Genomic DNA, 16,273 nt, shown 5'->3' with positions numbered 1-16,273 from the left:
CCCGGGGGTCTCCTCAGCCCGTCTTCCGCCCCCACAGGGGCCCGACCCGTTGCCAGTCCTCGTCCCACTGCGCCATGCGCCGCCGTTCCATGCGTCCGCGTACCAGCCGTCCGCCGATGAACGGCACACCCGCGACACTCACCCCCACCAGGACGCCCACCAGCGCGGCGCGCAGTTGGGCCTGGGAGGGCGTGGGGGGCTTGGTGACGAGGCGGCCGTCGGCGTCCGTCCATACGGTCACCGGGGTGCCCGCGGGGCTGCCGACGGACACCCGGGCCTGGCCGGCGTGCCGCGAGCCGTCCGCCGCGGTCCAGTGGACCTTCGCCCAGACCATGTCGGCGTCGTTCGCCGACGCGGTCGACTTCGGCACGTCGTCGTTGAGCAGCGCCAGAACGGAGTGCCACTCGGCCCGCTGCCTGGCCAGGCCGTTCTCCACGGACTGCGTCGCCAGCAGACCGGTGAGCACCCCGCCGAGCGCGGTGAGCACCCAGGCGACGAGCACGATCCAGGCCTCCAGCGCGTCACTGCGACGCCGCAGCGGATTGCGCCGCCATCGCCACAGCCACACCTTCGGAGCCTTCGGACCACGGAATGCCGCCATCGATGGCATCCTCCTCACGACCGCACGGACATGCCACATCGCCCTCCCATACGGGATCGGTCCCTCCGATGCTCACAACGAGTCCCACGACCCGTGCGTTCCAGGAATCCGGCCGTCCCTCGCCCGTGGGCGCGTCGGCCGGGACGAGACGTCACCGATGCTCGACGCCACCCCGCTGACCTGCGGCAATGCGGCGTACAGGGGAGACTGTCAGTGCCGGGGTGCAGACTGGCCGATGTCTGAGACGACGTCGTCGCGGAGGTGGTCGGCATGGCCGAAGTACTGCTCACCGTCGGTACACGCAAAGGGTTGTTCATCGGGCGGCGGCGCGGCGCCGCATGGGAGTTCGACGAGAGTCCGTACTTCAACGCGCAGGCTGTGTACTCGGTCGCGATCGACACCCGCGGCGAGACACCACGGCTGCTGGCCGGAGGGGACAGCGCGCACTGGGGTCCCTCCGTCTTCCACTCCGACGACCTGGGGCGGACGTGGACCGAACCGGCTCAGCCGGCCGTCAAGTTCCCCAAGGACACCGGGGCTTCCCTGGAGCGGGTGTGGCAGTTGCACCCGGCGGCGGCCGAGCCGGACGTGGTGTACGCGGGCACGGAGCCGGCCGCGCTGTTCCGCTCCGAGGACAGAGGCGAGTCCTTCGAGCTGGTCCGGCCCCTGTGGGAGCACCCCACCCGGTCGCGTTGGGTGCCGGGCGGCGGTGGCGAGGGGCTGCACACCGTCCTCACCGACCAGCGTGACCCAGGTGCCGTCACGGTCGCCGTGTCCACGGCGGGGGTGTTCCGTACACACGACGGCGGGGCGAGCTGGGAGCCGTCCAACTCCGGTGTCTCCGCGGTGTTCCTGCCGGATCCGAACCCGGAGTTCGGTCAGTGCGTGCACAAGATCGCACAGGACGCGTCGACCCCGGACCGGCTCTACCTCCAGAACCACTGGGGTGTGTACCGCAGCGACAACGCGGGCGGCGAGTGGACCGACATCGGCGCGGACCTGCCGTCCACCTTCGGGTTCGCGGTGGCCGCGCATCCGCACCGCGGCGACACGGCGTACGTCTTCCCGATCAACGCGGACGCGGACCGCGTCCCGGCCGACCGGCGCTGTCGTGTCTTCCGCACGCAGGACGCGGGCAAGACCTGGGATCCGCTGACCGCGGGGCTGCCCACGGAGGACCACTACGGCACGGTGCTGCGCGACGCGCTCTGCACGGACGGCGCGGACCCGGCGGGCGTGTACTTCGGCAATCGCAATGGCGAGGTGTACGCGTCGGCGGACGACGGGGACAGCTGGCGGCAACTGGTCTCGCATCTGCCGGACGTGCTGTGCGTACGCGCGGCGGTCGTCGGCTGAGACCCGGGAGCCGCTCTCGGACGACATCCGGCGTCGGTCACCCGCCGTGGTAATGCCGACCCGACCGGTAGCGAATTCACCGTGCCGAACGGTCCCTTGCGCCGCTGGCGCGCCGATGCGGGAGGCGCGAGCATGGAGGTATGGGGATGGCGGTGAAGACGTGACGCCTGCGACTCCGGAATCAGGCAAAGGTCCCGGCACAGAGCCCAATATCGGTACGGAAGAAGCAGCCTCGGACGCGGCGGCGATCGTCACCCTGGCCGGCACGGTGATCGGCTGGACCAGAAGCGCGGAAGAACTCCTCGGCCGTTCGGCCCGCGAGGTCGTCGCAGGCTCCGTCGGCCGTCTGGTCGCCATGCCCGAAGACCCCGGCCGCGTAGCGGCGATCATGGAACGCTGCCGTGGGGGCGAGCCCTGGAGCGGAGTGGTCACGCTGTCGCATCGCGACGGCCGTCGTGTCGAAGTGAATCTGCGCGTTTCCGCGTCGTTCCAGGTCGGCGACGACGAGTGTTTTCTCGTCTCGGCACGGGAGCGCATCACGCGCTGGGCCATGGGTCAGTCGGTGCTGGACGGGTTCCTGACCCGTTCGCCCGTGGGAATGGCCATCGTGGACATGGACCTGCACTGCATCTGGCTCAACAACACCCTGGAGAGCATCGGCGGCATACCCCGTGACCAGCGTCTGGGCCGGCGCCTGAGCGACCTGCTCCCAGGCCTGGAGGCGGAGACCATCGAGGGCGTGATGCGCAAGGTGCTGCGGACCGGCGAGCCGGTCAGCGACTTCGAGTACCTGGGCTGGAGCTGGGCCGACCCGCATCGACAGCACGCCTACTCCACGTCGTTCTTCCCCTTGGTGGACGTCGACGGCGCCGTCACGGGCATCTGCTACATGGTTCTCGACGTCACCGACCGGTGGAACGCCCGCCAGCTGATCTCCCTGGTCAATGAAGCCGGCGCTTGTGTGGGCAGCACCCTGGACGTCATGGAGACGGCCCAGGAGCTGGCCGACTTCGCCGTACCCCGGTTCGCCGACTTCGCCATCGTGGATCTGCTGGAGCCGGTCCTCAGCACCGAGGGGCACGGAACCTGGCTGTCCGACGCGGGTCCGGCGACGACGGGGCCGGTGATGCGGCGGGCGGGCATGAGTTCTGTCCGGGAGGGGTGCCCGGAGGCGGTCGCCCAGGTCGGCGATCCGGTGGACTTCATCCCTCCCCCGCACGATCTCGGCCTCCTGGTGAACGGCGAGCCCGTTCTCATACCGGTGCTGAACCCCGACAACCCGCAATGGGTCGTGGAACAGCCGTCCAGGACCTCGAGCATGCGCGAGTTCGGACTGCACTCACTCATCTCCGTGCCGATGCGGGCGCGGGACACCGTCCTCGGCCTCAGCACCTTCGTCCGCTCGCGGAACCCGGCTCCCTTCACCCCGGACGACGTACTGCTCGCCCGGGAACTCGTCGCGCGAGCGGCCGTCTGCGTCGACAACGCCCGCCGCTACACCCGGGAGCACCACGCCACACTCACACTCCAGCACAGCCTTCTGCCCCACACGCTGGAGGGTGGCATGGCCGTGGACGTGGCCTCCATGTATCTGCCCGCGGACGCCAAGGACGGTGTGGGCGGGGACTGGTTCGACGTCATCCCGTTGTCCGGAGCCCGAGTCGGCCTCGTCGTGGGCGATGTGGTCGGCCACGGTCTGAGTGCCGCCGCCACCATGGGCCGGCTGCGTACCGCGGTGCAGACGCTCGCCGACATGGATCTGCCGCCCGACGAGCTCCTGGCCCACCTCGACGACCTGGTGCTCCGCCTCAGCGAGGAGGAGTCCCATGACGCGTCGGCCGACCTGATCCGGACCACGGTGATGGGTGCCACCTGCCTGTACGCCATCTACGACCCGGTCACGCGGAACTGCACGCTGGCCCGGGCCGGCCATCCGCCGCCGGTCCTCGTCACTCCGGAGGGCCGGGTCAGCTTCCCGGAACTGCCGGCCGGCCCCCCACTGGGGCTGGGCGGACTCCCGTTCGAGGCAGTCGACATCGAGCTCGCCGAGAACAGTCTGATCGGCCTCTACACCGACGGCCTCATCGAAGGTGTCGATCGGGACGTCGAGGTCGGAATGGCTCACCTCGGGGACGCCCTGTGCCCTTGCGATCTCCCGCTGGAAACGCTCTGCGCCAACGTACGGAGCCTGACCTCCGCGCCGCAGTCCGACGACGTCGCGTTCCTCGTGGCGCGCACGCACGCGCTCAGCGCCGACCACGTCGCCTCGTGGGACGTGGCCTCGGATCCCGCCGCCGTGGCCGGGGCCCGCGCCCTCGCCACCCGCCAACTCCGCGAGTGGGGAATGGAAGCACTGGCCATGGAGACCGAACTCGTCGTCAGCGAGTTGGTCACCAACGCGGTGCGCTACGCCCCGGGCCCCGTGCGACTGCGGCTGCTGCGCGCATCCCGCCTGATCTGCGAGGTCACCGACACCAGCAACAGCTCCCCTCGGCTGCGGCACGCCCGGACCACCGACGAAGGGGGGCGCGGCCTCTTCCTCGTCGCCCAGCTCGCCCACCGCTGGGGCACCCGGTACACACACGAGGGAAAGATCATCTGGGCGGAGCTGGACTCGTAGGCGCCCGCAGCGCGGTGGTGATGTCGGCGAGGTGGTCCTCGACGGGGCCGAGGGTGATCAGGCCGCTGCCCGCACCGGCGAGTTCCCCGGCGGCCGGCAGCAGGCGGGTACGGGCCCGCTCCAGCACGTCCCGGTCACCGACCTCCAGCGCGACCACGGCTTCCAGGCAGCAGCACGCCTCGTACATCAGGTCGCGCGGCGGCTCCGGGAGTGCGCGCAGTGCCGCCCGTGCCTCGGCTCGGCGACCGGACGCCAGCAAGGCGAAGGGTGCGGCCCAAGGGCGGTACGGGCCCCAGTCCGCCCCCAGGTCGATCTCGACCGGCCCTGGACCGGTACCCCCTGGACCGGTAGGCCCTGGACCGGTATCCCCTGGACCGGTGTCGGACCACGTCCTCCTGTGCTCCACCCGCAGGCACAACAGGGCGAGCGGGAGAAGCCCACGCGCCAGGCCCGGCATCCCGGCGCCGTCCAGCCGTGCGGCGGCATCCCGGTAGGCGCTCTCGGCCCCCGCCGGTCGCCCGGACGCGGCCAGCCGCAATGCCCGGTACCACTGGGTGAAGACGCCCGCGAGCGGCAGTTCGTGGCGCTCGGCCAGCCGGTCCACGGCGGCGGCGTGGCGGTCGGCCGTGACGAAGTCGGCGAGCGCGCCGCGTGCCTGGAGCCGGATGAGGTGACCGAGTACCTCATAGGTCACCAGATCGTGCCGGGCGGCCAGTTCGACCAGCTCCGCGCCGATCTCGTCACGCCGTGCGGCCAGGCCGGCGCGGGTGAAGGACTGCATGAACACCCCGTTCAGGGCGAACGCCAGCAGCGAGGGATCGTCGAGACGACGGGCGATCTCCTGCGCCTCGCGGGCGGCCTGGGGGCCGCGTGGCGCTCGGCTGCCGCGTGTCTCCAGGGCGATCGTGGCCAGCAGGCGGCACCGTGAGGCCTCGTGCGCGTTGCCGGGCAGGGCGGTGAGGGTGCGCTCGGCGGCCTCGACGATCCGTCGGGCCAGCTCCGGATCGTCGCTGCGGGTCCAGATCGCGGGGACGTCGTAGGCGCCGATCACCCGGGCGGTGAGGTCCGGGTCGCCGAACTCCTCCGCCGCCGCGATGGCCTCCATGCGGTGCTGACCGGCGGTCGCGAGTCCACCGCCCCCGGTGACCGCGAGGTTGCGGATCAGGCTCACCGTCGTCTCCAACCGGGCCCGGGCACCGGCGGCGACCGTACGGTCGTAGGCCGCCGCCGTCCGTGTCCACAGCCGGGCCGCGGTCGCCGTCGGCCCGGCCGGAGGATCGAGCCCGGGCTCCTGGGCGAGGATGTCCGCCTCCAGACGGCGCAGCCGGGGCCCGGGGTCCACCCCCAGCTGGTCGGCCAGGACCGCCCGGGCTCTGCGCAGCACACCCAGCGCGTCCCCCTGACGGTCCTGCCGGTACAGCGCCAGCGCCAGCAGCCGCCAGGCGTCCTCGCGCCAGGGGTGAGCGGCGAGATGCGCGTCCAGGTCGGGCACCGCCTCGGCGGCCAGACCGAGGGCCAACTGCGTCCGGGCCCGCTGCTCCACCGCCTGGAGCCGCAGCTCGGCGAGGCGGGAGCGCTCGCCCCGGGCCCAGTCCTCCTCCTCGAACTCGGCGTAGGCGGGCCCGCGCCACAGTGCCAGCGCCTCCTCCAGTCGCGGCAGCGCCTCCGTGGCCGGCAGCCGCGCGGCGCCGCCGACGGCTGTCTCGAAGCGCCAGGCGTCCACGGCGTCCGGCTCCGGGCGCAGCGCGTACCCGGGACCGTCCGTGACCAGCAGACGGGCGGGGGTCCGGGGCGGACGGTCCGGCTCCAGGACGCGTCGCAGCGCCGCGACAAAGGTCTGTACGGCGCCCACGGCGCCGGGCGGGGGATCCGTCCACAGGTCGTCGACCAGGTGGGTGACAGGGACGACCCGGCGGCGGGCCACCACCAGCCGCGCCAGCACGGCCCGGTGCCTGGGTCCCTTCAGCGCGAGCGCGCGGCCGTCGCTCTCGGCCACGGTCGGTCCCAGCACACCGAACGCGACCCCCACCCTTCTCACCTCTCCCGGCTCACTTCTCCCGACACCCTCGCCACGGTACTGCGCCGACGACGTGCGGACCGCTTGCCGATCGCTTGCCGATCGCCTGCCGATCGCCTGCCGATCGCCTGCTGATCACCTGCTGATCACCTGCTGATTCGCGCCCGGCAGGCTCGTCGTGTCCCTCACCTTCCGCTTCCGCCTTCCAGAAAGGGCGAACCATGGCACCGACCATCCCCGGCTTCGACTACCGGCGCGTCCCCGTCGCCGACCATGTCGCGCTCAGCGTCGCCGTCGCCGGATCCGGCAGCCCGATCGTGCTGCTGCACGGTTTCCCGCAGACCCACCTGATGTGGCGGCACGTGGCCGCCGACCTCGCGGCCGACCACACCGTCATCTGTCCCGACCTGCGGGGCTACGGCGCCAGCGACAAGCCCGTCGACACCAGCTCCGACGGGAACGCGTACGCCAAACGCACCATGGCCGCCGACGTCGTCTCACTCGCCCGCGCCCTGGGCCACGAGCGTTTCGCGCTGGCGGGACACGACCGGGGCGCGCTGGTCGCCATCCGCGCCGGCCTCGACCACCCCGAGGCGATCACCCATCTCGCCTCGCTCGACGTGCTGCCCACACTGGACATGTGGGACGTGATGCACGGCACCGGCGCGGCCGTCGGCTTCCACCTCTACCTGATGGCCCAGCCGCCGGGTCTGCCCGAGCGGATGATCCACGCCGCCGCGGACGTCTTCTTCGGTCATTTCCTCGACGTCTGGACGCAGGACCCGAGAGCGATCCCGGACGAGATCCGCGCCGCCTACCTGGCGGCCTCCCGCGCGGCGGTCCCTTCCATCGTCGCGGACTACCGTGCCTCGGCCGGCATCGACGTCGAGCACGACCGGGCCGACCGTGCTGCCGGGAACCGGCTGCGGATGCCCGTGGCCGTTCTCCAGCAGGACTGGGGCGCGGCTCTCGGCTTCGACGCCGCCGCGCGGTGGCGCGCCTGGGCACCCGACCTGCGGCACACGACCGTCTCCTGCGGTCACTTCATGGCCGAGGAGGCCCCCGCCGATGTCGTCAAGGCCATCCGGGACCTCCTCGCCGACCACTGAGCGGATCCGCTGCCCCGGCACCTGAGCGGATCCCCTTCCCCGACACCTGAGCCGATCTCCTTGCCCGGCATCGTTTCGCCGCGTGCCGGACCACGCGCCGGGCGAGAATCAGGGGGTGACTGTGCCGGCTGAGACCTCGCCCCTGTCGGGGCAGACCGTGTGCGGCAAGGACGCGCGCGGTCCGCTGCGCTCCTTCCTGCAAACCGAGACCGGCAGTGCCGCGGTCCTGCTGGCCGGCACGCTCGCGGCCCTCGTCTGGGCCAACACGGGGCCGGGCACGTACGAGGACTTCTGGCGCACCGAGCTGTCGGTCCGCCTCGGGGCGGGCGAAGTCTCCCTGGACCTGCGGGAGTGGGTGAACAGCGGGCTGATGACGCTGTTCTTCTTCGTCGTGGGACTCGAGGCGCGCCGGGAGTTCGACCTGGGCGAGCTGCGGGAGCGCAGGAGGGTGACACTGCCGCTGCTCGCCGGGCTCAGCGGCATGGTCGTGCCGATCGCGATCTACCTGGCCCTCAACGCGGGCCATGGCTCCCTGCACGGCTGGGGCGCCGCCATGTCAACGGACACGGCCTTCGCCCTGGGCATGCTCGCCCTCTTCGGGGCACGGCTGCCCGACAGTCTCCGGGTCTTCATCCTCACCATCTCCGTCGTGGACGACTTCCTGGCGCTGGCCGTGATCGCCGTCGCCTACAGCGGCACCCTGGCCCTGCCCGCGCTGCTCACGGCGCTCGGCCTCTTCGCGGCCGTCGTGCTGGTGCGCCGCACACTCGGGATGCGGCTTCCCGCCCTGTACGCGGTGCTGGGCGCGGCGGTGTGGGTCGCGCTGCTCAAGTCGGGGGTGGACCCGGTCGTGACCGGGCTCGCGATGGGCCTGCTCACCTACGCCTACCCGGCCGAGCGCGTCGACCTGGAACGAGCCAGCCGTCTGTTCCGGCGCTTCCGCGAGCAGCCGACCCCGGAACTGGAGCGCTCCGTACGGCGCGGAATCGCCTCGACGATCTCGCCCAACGACCGGCTCACGCGGATGTTCCACCCCTGGACGAGCTATGTGATCGTGCCGCTGTTCGCCCTCGCCAACGCCGGCATCACCGTCAGCGGCAGCCAGTTGGTCCATGCCTTCGCCTCGCCGATCGCCCTCGGCATCCTCCTCGGCTACGTGCTCGGCAAGCCGCTCGGCATCGTCGGCGCCACCTGGCTCACCACACGCGCCAGCCGTGGGCGTCTGCACCCGCCGGTCGGCTGGGGCGCGATCAGCGCGGGCGGCACCCTGACGGGGGTCGGGTTCACCGTGTCCCTGCTGATCGCGACGCTCGCCTTCGACGGGGCCCGGCTGGCGGCGGCGAAGATCGGCATCCTCGCCGCCGTGGTCTGCTCGTTCGTCCTCACCTGGCTGGTCACCTCGGTGATCGGCGCCCTTCCCAAGCGTTCCCGTATCCGGGCCCTGCTCGGCACGGGCACCACCATCGTCGACCTCAGCGACCCCGTGGACGTGGACCGCGACCACGTACGCGGCCCGCTGGAGGCGCCCGTGACGCTCGTCGAGTACGGGGACTTCGAGTGCTCGTACTGCGGCCTGGCCGAGCCGGTGGTGCGTGAGCTGCTCGCCGACTTCGGCGACGTGCGCTACGTGTGGCGGCATCTGCCGCTGACCGACGTCCATCCGAACGCCCAGTTCGCCGCGGAGGCCGCCGAGGCCGCGGCCCACCAGGACGGGTACTGGGAGATGCACGATCTGCTGATGCAGCACCAGGGTGACCTGCGGCCGAAGGACCTGCTCCGCTACGCCGAGGAGATCGGCCTCGACGCCGAACGCTTCCGCAAGGATCTCCGCGAAGGCACGGGAACGGCCCGGGTCGCGGCGGACGTGGAGTCCGCCGACCTCAGCGGTGTCTCGGGCACCCCGACGTTCTTCGTCAACGGCCGCCGCCACCACGGCGCGTACGACATCGCCTCGCTGTCGGCGGCGGTGCGTGCCGCGCGGCAACGGGCGGCGCTTCACGGGGTCGGCCGGCAGGACTGAGCCCCGGTCAGGGCGAGGCCGTACGGTTCAGGCCGTCTCGCGGGCGCCCTCGAACAGGTCGCTCTCGCGTGTGCCGCCGGTCCACGGCGGGTGGGCCCGCACGTACTCCTCGACCCGGACCACGTCCCCGGACAGGCTGAAGAGTCTCAGCAGGGCCGCGGCGTCCGCCTGGCTGGCATGGGCCGCCAGGGCCCGCTGCTTGTGCGGCCAGAGCTCGGAGACATCCACGGCCGCGGTCACGGTGTCGTCGTCGACGGCGACGTCGAGCGGGGGGATCCAGGCGTCGGGTCCCAGGGCGGCCTCCGCCAGCGCCCGCACCGCTTTCAGGCTCGAGAGCGACACGGCGATGTAGTACAGCTTCGGCAGGCTCCGCGGGTGCCGACCGCCCTCCTCGTTCTGATCGCTGTGATCGCTGTGATCGCTGTGATCGCTGTGATCGCTGTGATCGCTGCGAGGGTGAAGTCCGCCGGACCGCTTGATCCGCTCGAAGGCGGCGACGGTCAGCTCGTGCGTACGGACATGATCGGGATGGTTCGAGAACCCGTTGGGCGGGTCGGCGGCCCACCCTGCCCAAGGCCGCCTCCCCCGGGTCGGCCGCTGTGCCGCTCACGACGCGTTCCTCGGCCCGCGCGTCAGGGCCCCGTCGAGGCGTCGGTGGAGTCCTGGGAGGTTCGTCCGCCCGCTTCGATACTTCCTTTGATGCCGAGTTTTCTGCGTGCCCGCTGGTAGAACGTCGTACCGCCCAGACGCACGACATGAGCCGCCGCGGGGCACGCCGTCACGGTGATCCAATCGCCCGCGTCGAGATAGCCGAGCACCTCGCCGTCGACCTCGACCGCCAATCGCCCGGTCGTGGGGAGCAGTTCGAGGGTGACGTCCTCGTCCGCGGGCAGGGCGAGCGCCCGGTCGAACGACGAGTGCGCGCTGGCGGGAACGACCAGGATGGCTTCGACCCGGGGGGAGAGGATCGGGCCGCCCGCGGCGAAGCTGTACGCCGTCGATCCGGTCGACGTGGAGACGACGACGGCGTCGGCGGCGTAGCGGATGAACTCCTCGCCCTGGAGCCGGATCGCGATGGCGGCCATGCCGCTGCCGGGTACCCGTACGAGGGCGATGTCGTTGAACGCACGGACCTCGCGCCCGTCCGGGAGGCGCGTTCGTACGGCCATCCGGGCCTCGGTGGTGAACTGGCCGCTGTCGATCCGGTCCAGCGCCGGCTGGAGCTCGTCGACATCGATCTCCGCGAGGAAGCCCAGCCGGCCCAGGTTGACGCCGAGCACCGGAGTGGCGCTTCCGGACAGCAGCCTCATGGAACGGAGCATGGTCCCGTCCCCGCCGAGACTGACGATCAGATCGGCCCGGGCGACGAGGTCCTGAGCCGGTACGGCCACGGCGCTGCAGTCGATACGGCCCACCTCGTCCGGCAGCCCCAGCACCTCGGCCTCGTTCTTGCGGGCCCACTGCACGACCGACTCGATGACCGGTCCCGGATTGCGCCGGGGATGCAGGATCAGGCCGATCGATCCGATCAGACCCATGAGGGTTCCCTTCCGTCGAGACGCCATGTCCAAGTAGTCCATCATTGCCCCGCGAGGGCAATTTCCGACCGATACGGCACGGAGTGCAGTCTGGACGACTCATACGGAAGGGGTCGGCGGCGGACCGGCGCCGTCCGCGGGGAGCACGGCGCCGTCGACGTACCGCCGCGCCGGTCCCCGCCCCCGGCTCAGGCCTGGTACGGCTGCTGGGGCTGCTGCGGCTGGCCGTACTGCTGGGCGGCGTGGGCGCTCGCGGCCTGCGCCTGCAGCTGCTCCGCCTGCTCCTTGGTCGCCTTCTGCTCCGCGCCGCAGAAAGTGCACTGCGTCGCGTACTTCGACGAGATCGGGAACAGCGGCACGAAGAACAGCGTGAACTTCGTGACACGCTTCCGGAGCGTGTGCGCGGAGGGGTTGCCGCAGTGGCCACACACCAGAGTCAGTATCGCGAGCTGGTACAGGTATCCCCTGGTGCCAAAAATGATCATGCTGTTGGTCCCTCCCGGGTCGGTGCGGACGAGCTGCGGGATGCACTCGCGGAGCACAGTCTCGTGCACGTCGACGCGCTCGACGATGGCGGGGTTGCACGATGCCGCCCGAAAATCCGACGGGAGCCCGGGCGGCCGCCGGCCCTGAGGCGGGGTCGTGGTGACGGCGAGCGGGGCGGCTGACGCTCCGTCACGACCTCGTCGACGACGGTCGGATCGGGTTCGGCGTCCACGACGGTGGCGAGTGCCGTCCTGCGGGCACCGCCGCGCACCGGTGCCCGCCCCGTCCCTGCCCACAGAACCCGTACGCGCCCCGGAACCCGCGCGGGTGGCACGAGATCCGGTGACCGCTCTACGGCAGGCGCCAGTCCACCGGTTGGACGCCCTGCCTCTCCAACAGCTCGTTGGCCCGGCTGAACGGACGCGAGCCGAAGAAGCCGCGATCGGCCGACATCGGTGAGGGATGCGCGGACTCGATCGCCGGGAGATCCCCGAGCAGCGGCCGCAGATTGCGGGCGTCACGCCCCCACAGGATCGACACCAGCGGCTTCTCCCGCGCGACCAGCGCCCGGATCGCCTGCTCCGTGACCTCTTCCCAGCCCTTGCCCCGGTGCGCCGCGGGCTGGCGGGGCGCCGTCGTCAGCGCCCTGTTGAGCAGCAGCACCCCCTGCTCGGTCCAGGGCGTCAGATCGCCGTTGGACGGCCTGGGCAGCCCCAGGTCCGTGTGCAGTTCCCGGAAGATGTTCTCCAGGCTGCCCGGCAGTGAACGCACCTCGGGCGACACGGCGAAACTCAGCCCGATGGCCATCCCCGGCGTGGGGTAGGGATCCTGGCCGACGATCAACACGCGGACGTCGTCGAAAGGCTGCTGGAAGGCCCGCAGGACATTCGCCCCGGCCGGTAGATAGGTCCGGCCTGCCGCTATCTCGGCCCGGAGGAAGTCCCCCATGGCGGCGATACGTTCGGCCGCAGGTTCCAGAGCCTTCGCCCAGCCTGCTTCGATGAGTTCATGCAAGGGTCGTGGTGCCACGACGTGCCACTCTACTGGCACACGCCGTGACGCATTCCTACGGATTCATACGGACGAGCGCCGCGCGCGGACCCGCCTCCCGGCGCTAGTCTTCCTCCTCGCCGAGATCATCGAGCCGGTCCGGCCGATCGCCCGACGATCGCCCGGCCTGCCGGTCAGCAGAGAGGAGGGGAGCCTGTTGCGTCCCTCCCACGCGTCGGCCGGTGTGCTTGCGGTGGACTCGGGCGGCTCGGGGCTGCGGGCGGCGCTGGCCGTACACGGGCATGTCGTCGGCGTTCCACTGACCTCCAGGGAGCCCGTCCGAACGGGCCCGCGCGGCATCGACGCCGGACATCTGCTGGAGCAACTGCTCCCGATGGCCCGGCAGTTGATGGCCGCCACCGGGACGGAGGAACTCGGGGCCGTCGCCGTCGGAGCGGCGGGTCTCGCCACCCTCGGCGACGCACTGCGTGCCGAGCTGCCCCGCGCCCTGGAGCGCGAACTCGGCGTGCGGCGCCTCGCGTTGGCCGCCGACGCGGTGACCGCGTACGTGGGCGCGCTCGGCCCCCGGCCAGGCGCGGTGATCGCCGCGGGCACCGGCATGATCGCGGTCGGCACCGATCTGGGGAGCTGGCACAGGGCGGACGGCTGGGGCCACCTGCTCGGTGACTGCGGCGGTGGGGCGTGGATCGGCCGCGCCGGGCTCGAGGCGGCCCTGCGGGCCTTCGACGGGCGCCCCGGTGGGTCGGCGGAGCTGCTGGCGCGGGCCGAGGAGATGTTCGGGCCGGTGGCCGGGTTGCCCGGCAAGCTGTATCCGCGCACCGACCGGCCCGCCGTACTCGCCTCCTTCGCGCCCGAAGTGGCCGCGTGCGCCGCGTCCGCCATCGGCGACCCCGTCGCACGCGACGTGCTGCGTGCCGCCGCCCGGCGCCTGGCCGACTCCGCGGCCGCCGTCTGCCCGGACACCGGCGAGGACCGAGTCGCCCTCACCGGGGGCCTGTTCAAGATGGGCGACCCGCTCCTCGTACCGCTGCGCGCGGAGCTGACGGAGCGGTTGCCGCACGCCCGGCAGGTAGCGGCCGCGGGCACCCCGCTGGACGGCGCCGTACGTATCGCCGTCGACCTGGCGAGCGACCGGCTCGCGCTCCCCCGCGACGCACACATGCTGTACGTGAGGACCGAAAAGGGCACAACCTCGCCATCCATGCCCCGAAAGGGGGATTCATCCGCCCTGTCGGACAAGTGAAGTTGACTCCCGCACCGGTCGACACAGGAGCATCACAGCACCGGCGAGTCCCGTCACGCCGATCATTTCTGATCCACGCGTAACTCATCAGACAAAAGGGGACGGATACCGCTCACCTGCACCCTCCCCGAACAGGGGAGCCCAAGAAGCCAGTAACATGCGTCGCCATGAGCTCCCCCACTGGGCCCGCGTCCGGCCTGCCAGTACGAATGCCGCGACCTCGCCAGCCCGGGCGGCACCGCCGACCCGAGCCGCTGGCGGCTCCCGAGGGCGCGCCTGCGCTCGTCCTCGCGGTGCCGGGCACCACCAGCGCGGCCACGCGCAGCCTCGCCGAGGAGGTCGTGAGCATCGCGCGCTCCGAGCTGCCCGGCCTCGACGCCCGGATCGGGTACCTCGACGGGGACGACGCCGAGTTCCCCACGCTGCAGTCCGTGCTCACGCGTGCCGCCGAGGAGCGCACCGCCCGCTATGAGCAGGCCCGTGCCGCCGGCGCTGACGTGACCGAGCCCGACGGCCCCGTCGCCGTCGTGGTGCCCCTGCTCGCCGGCCCCGACAACGCGCTGCTGCGCCGGGTCCGCCAGGCCGTCATGGAGAGCCGGATCGCGGCCGACCTGACCGACGTTCTCGGCCCCCACCCGCTGCTCGCGGAGGCGCTGCACGTGCGTCTGTCCGAGGCGGGTCTGGCGCGCGCCGACCGTGCCCGGCTGTTCACCGTGGCGACGGCCGCCGACGGCATCATCCTCGCCTCCGTGGGCGGCGAGGAGGCCGTGCAGGCGGCCGGGATCACCGGCATGCTGCTCGCCGCACGGCTCGCCGTGCCGGTGATGGCGGCGGCGCTGGACGAGGAGGGCGCGATCGCGGCCACCGCCGAGCAGCTGCGCGGCTCGGGTTCCCAGCAGCTCGCCCTGGCTCCGTACCTGATCGGCCCGGAGATCGACGCCGGTCTGCTGGACGCGGCCGCCAAGGAGGCGGGCTGCTCCGCCGCCGAGGCACTCGGCCCGTACCCGGCGATCGGCAAGCTCGCGCTGGCCAAGTACACGACGGCGCTGGGCATCGCCCCGCAGCAGCCGCAGGGCGCGCAGGTCCGCTGACCGCCCAGGCATCACCCCTCGCACGCCGAAGGGCCCGCTCCTCTCACAGGAGCGGGCCCTTCTGTCGTCGGCTCCCTCGTACGTCGGCGGCTCGCGGGGCGGCGGCGAGCCACCGCCGGGCGGGTCAGCCGAGGACCACGCAGGAGGCCGCCGGGACCTCCACCGAGCCGCCCCGTCGCGGCACCCCCGTGTCCGGGTCGACCGCGAACCACGTCACGTCCCCCGAGCGCTCGTTGGCGGCGTACAGGAAGCGCCCCGAGGGGTCGAGGGCCAGCGCGCGCGGCCAGGTGCCGCCGCAGGGCACCGTGGCGACCAGCCGCAGCCCTTCGCCCACCGCGTCGGGCGTGAGCACGGAGACGACGTCCTGGCCGCGGGTGGCGGTCCACACGAAGCGTCCGTCGGGCGACACCACGATGCCCGAGGGGTACGCGTCGCCGTCCGGGACTCCCGAGAGCACCGGCGTCTCCCCGACGGGCCGCAGAGAGCCTTCCAGGGCGCTCCAGCGGCAGACGGTGACCGTGGGAGCGAGTTCGTTGAGCACGTACGCGTGTTCGCCGCGCGGGTGGAAGGCCAGGTGGCGGGGCCCGGAGCCGGGGCGCAGCGCGATCTCGCGGTGCAGCGTGAGCCGGCCGCCGTCCAGCGCGCACACCCGTACGGAGTCCGTGCCGAGGTCGACGCTGACGGCCCAGCGCCCGCTCGGGTCGGGCTGTACCTGGTGGGCGTGTGGGCTCTGCTGGCGCCGGGTGTGCGGGCCGCGGCCCTGGTGCTGGAGCACGCTGGAGGCGGCGCCGACGAGCGTGCCGTCATCGCACACGGGCAGGGCGGTGACGCTGCCCGAGCCGTAGTTGGCGGTCAGGACGTGTCCCGCGAACACGCTGAGGTGCGTGGGGCCGCTGCCTCCGACGGAGACCAACGGCCCGGCGGGCTTCGGTTCGTCGCCGTCCACGCGGTACGCGGCCACCGCGCCGTCGGCCGTCTCGCTGACCGCGTAGAGCATGTCGTGGGCGGGCGACAGGGCGAGGTAGGAGGGATCGGGTACGCCGTCCACCGCGCTCAGGAGAGTCAGCGCGCCGCTGCCGCGGTCCACGGCCGCGGTGAGGACGCCGGGGCCTCCCGCCGCCGTGAACGAGCCGATGAACGCCCGCTGTTCCCGCGTGCCGCCGTCTGTCACTGCCGTTCCC

The 16,273-nt window shown here is 72.3% G+C and carries 13 protein-coding genes; 6 read left to right on the top strand and 7 right to left on the bottom strand.

Translation table 11 applies throughout. The features are described 5' to 3' along the window. Positions 1-13: 13 nt before the first annotated feature. Positions 14-601, bottom strand: coding sequence for a hypothetical protein (locus tag ACFZDJ_RS38495; protein WP_391066069.1), 588 nt, complete (start codon positions 599-601; stop codon positions 14-16). Between the two features lie 270 nt (positions 602-871). On the opposite strand from ACFZDJ_RS38495, the gene ACFZDJ_RS38490 reads away from it, so the two are divergent. Together ACFZDJ_RS38490 and ACFZDJ_RS38485 are read left to right on the top strand one after the other, a co-directional pair. Beyond that, positions 872-1,957 (top strand): WD40/YVTN/BNR-like repeat-containing protein, encoded by a 1,086-nt coding sequence (locus tag ACFZDJ_RS38490; protein WP_390931399.1) that lies wholly within the window; start codon positions 872-874, stop codon positions 1,955-1,957. A 115-nt stretch (positions 1,958-2,072) separates the two neighbouring features. Further along, positions 2,073-4,577 (top strand): SpoIIE family protein phosphatase, encoded by a 2,505-nt coding sequence (locus ACFZDJ_RS38485; RefSeq protein ID WP_390931397.1) that lies wholly within the window; start codon positions 2,073-2,075, stop codon positions 4,575-4,577. Here the strand turns inward: ACFZDJ_RS38485 and ACFZDJ_RS38480 are convergent. Then, on the bottom strand, positions 4,552-6,606 hold the full coding sequence (locus ACFZDJ_RS38480; protein ID WP_391066066.1) for a BTAD domain-containing putative transcriptional regulator: 2,055 nt from the start codon (positions 6,604-6,606) through the stop codon (positions 4,552-4,554). The genes ACFZDJ_RS38485 and ACFZDJ_RS38480 overlap by 26 nt on opposite strands. 209 nt (positions 6,607-6,815) lie before the next feature. Between ACFZDJ_RS38480 and ACFZDJ_RS38475 the strand changes: the two genes are divergently transcribed. Next, positions 6,816-7,703, top strand: a complete 888-nt coding sequence (locus ACFZDJ_RS38475) for an alpha/beta fold hydrolase (RefSeq protein ID WP_391066063.1) — start codon at positions 6,816-6,818, stop codon at positions 7,701-7,703. Positions 7,704-7,824: 121 nt separating this feature from the next. Then, the gene (nhaA, locus tag ACFZDJ_RS38470; protein ID WP_391066462.1) at positions 7,825-9,723 is read left to right on the top strand and encodes a Na+/H+ antiporter NhaA; all 1,899 of its coding nucleotides are present in this window, start codon (positions 7,825-7,827) and stop codon (positions 9,721-9,723) included. Positions 9,724-9,750: 27 nt separating this feature from the next. Here nhaA and ACFZDJ_RS38465 read toward each other — a convergent pair whose 3' ends face one another. From ACFZDJ_RS38465 to ACFZDJ_RS38450, 4 genes are all read right to left on the bottom strand, one after another. After that, complete coding sequence (locus ACFZDJ_RS38465; RefSeq protein ID WP_391066060.1) at positions 9,751-10,065, bottom strand: hypothetical protein; 315 nt, start codon at positions 10,063-10,065, stop codon at positions 9,751-9,753. Positions 10,066-10,355: 290 nt separating this feature from the next. Next, entirely contained in the window at positions 10,356-11,261 is a 906-nt protein-coding gene (locus tag ACFZDJ_RS38460; RefSeq protein WP_384919825.1) for an NAD(+)/NADH kinase, read from the bottom strand. 188 nt (positions 11,262-11,449) lie between these two features. Further along, entirely contained in the window at positions 11,450-11,746 is a 297-nt protein-coding gene (locus tag ACFZDJ_RS38455; protein ID WP_099946176.1) for a zinc-ribbon domain-containing protein, read from the bottom strand. A 352-nt stretch (positions 11,747-12,098) separates the two neighbouring features. Further along, the gene (locus ACFZDJ_RS38450; RefSeq protein ID WP_067372796.1) at positions 12,099-12,776 is read right to left on the bottom strand and encodes a uracil-DNA glycosylase; all 678 of its coding nucleotides are present in this window, start codon (positions 12,774-12,776) and stop codon (positions 12,099-12,101) included. 178 nt (positions 12,777-12,954) lie between these two features. Here ACFZDJ_RS38450 and ACFZDJ_RS38445 point away from each other — a divergent pair, with 178 nt between their 5' ends. After that, complete coding sequence (locus tag ACFZDJ_RS38445) at positions 12,955-14,001, top strand: BadF/BadG/BcrA/BcrD ATPase family protein (protein ID WP_391066057.1); 1,047 nt, start codon at positions 12,955-12,957, stop codon at positions 13,999-14,001. A gap of 167 nt (positions 14,002-14,168) precedes the next feature. After that, positions 14,169-15,092, top strand: coding sequence for a sirohydrochlorin chelatase (locus ACFZDJ_RS38440; RefSeq protein ID WP_390931386.1), 924 nt, complete (start codon positions 14,169-14,171; stop codon positions 15,090-15,092). Between the two features lie 124 nt (positions 15,093-15,216). Here ACFZDJ_RS38440 and ACFZDJ_RS38435 read toward each other — a convergent pair whose 3' ends face one another. Then, positions 15,217-16,263, bottom strand: a complete 1,047-nt coding sequence (locus tag ACFZDJ_RS38435) for a beta-propeller fold lactonase family protein (protein WP_391066054.1) — start codon at positions 16,261-16,263, stop codon at positions 15,217-15,219. Positions 16,264-16,273: the final 10 nt, after the last annotated feature.

Source organism: Streptomyces sp. NPDC007896 (genome assembly GCF_042959425.1).
Lineage (GTDB): Bacteria > Actinomycetota > Actinomycetes > Streptomycetales > Streptomycetaceae > Streptomyces.
This window is presented reverse-complemented; position numbering and strand designations above follow the sequence as displayed.

Excerpts from the sequence above, each read along its gene's own strand:
- ACFZDJ_RS38475 (WP_391066063.1), top strand. The coding sequence starts at position 6,816 with ATGGCACCGACCATCCCCGGCTTCGACTACCGGCGCGTCCCCGTCGCC.
- ACFZDJ_RS38455 (WP_099946176.1), bottom strand. The coding sequence starts at position 11,746 with ATGATCATTTTTGGCACCAGGGGATACCTGTACCAGCTCGCGATACTG.
- ACFZDJ_RS38490 (WP_390931399.1), top strand. The coding sequence starts at position 872 with ATGGCCGAAGTACTGCTCACCGTCGGTACACGCAAAGGGTTGTTCATC.
- ACFZDJ_RS38495 (WP_391066069.1), bottom strand. The coding sequence starts at position 601 with ATGGCGGCATTCCGTGGTCCGAAGGCTCCGAAGGTGTGGCTGTGGCGA.
- ACFZDJ_RS38485 (WP_390931397.1), top strand. The coding sequence starts at position 2,073 with ATGCGGGAGGCGCGAGCATGGAGGTATGGGGATGGCGGTGAAGACGTG.
- ACFZDJ_RS38440 (WP_390931386.1), top strand. The coding sequence starts at position 14,169 with ATGAGCTCCCCCACTGGGCCCGCGTCCGGCCTGCCAGTACGAATGCCG.
- ACFZDJ_RS38460 (WP_384919825.1), bottom strand. The coding sequence starts at position 11,261 with ATGGGTCTGATCGGATCGATCGGCCTGATCCTGCATCCCCGGCGCAAT.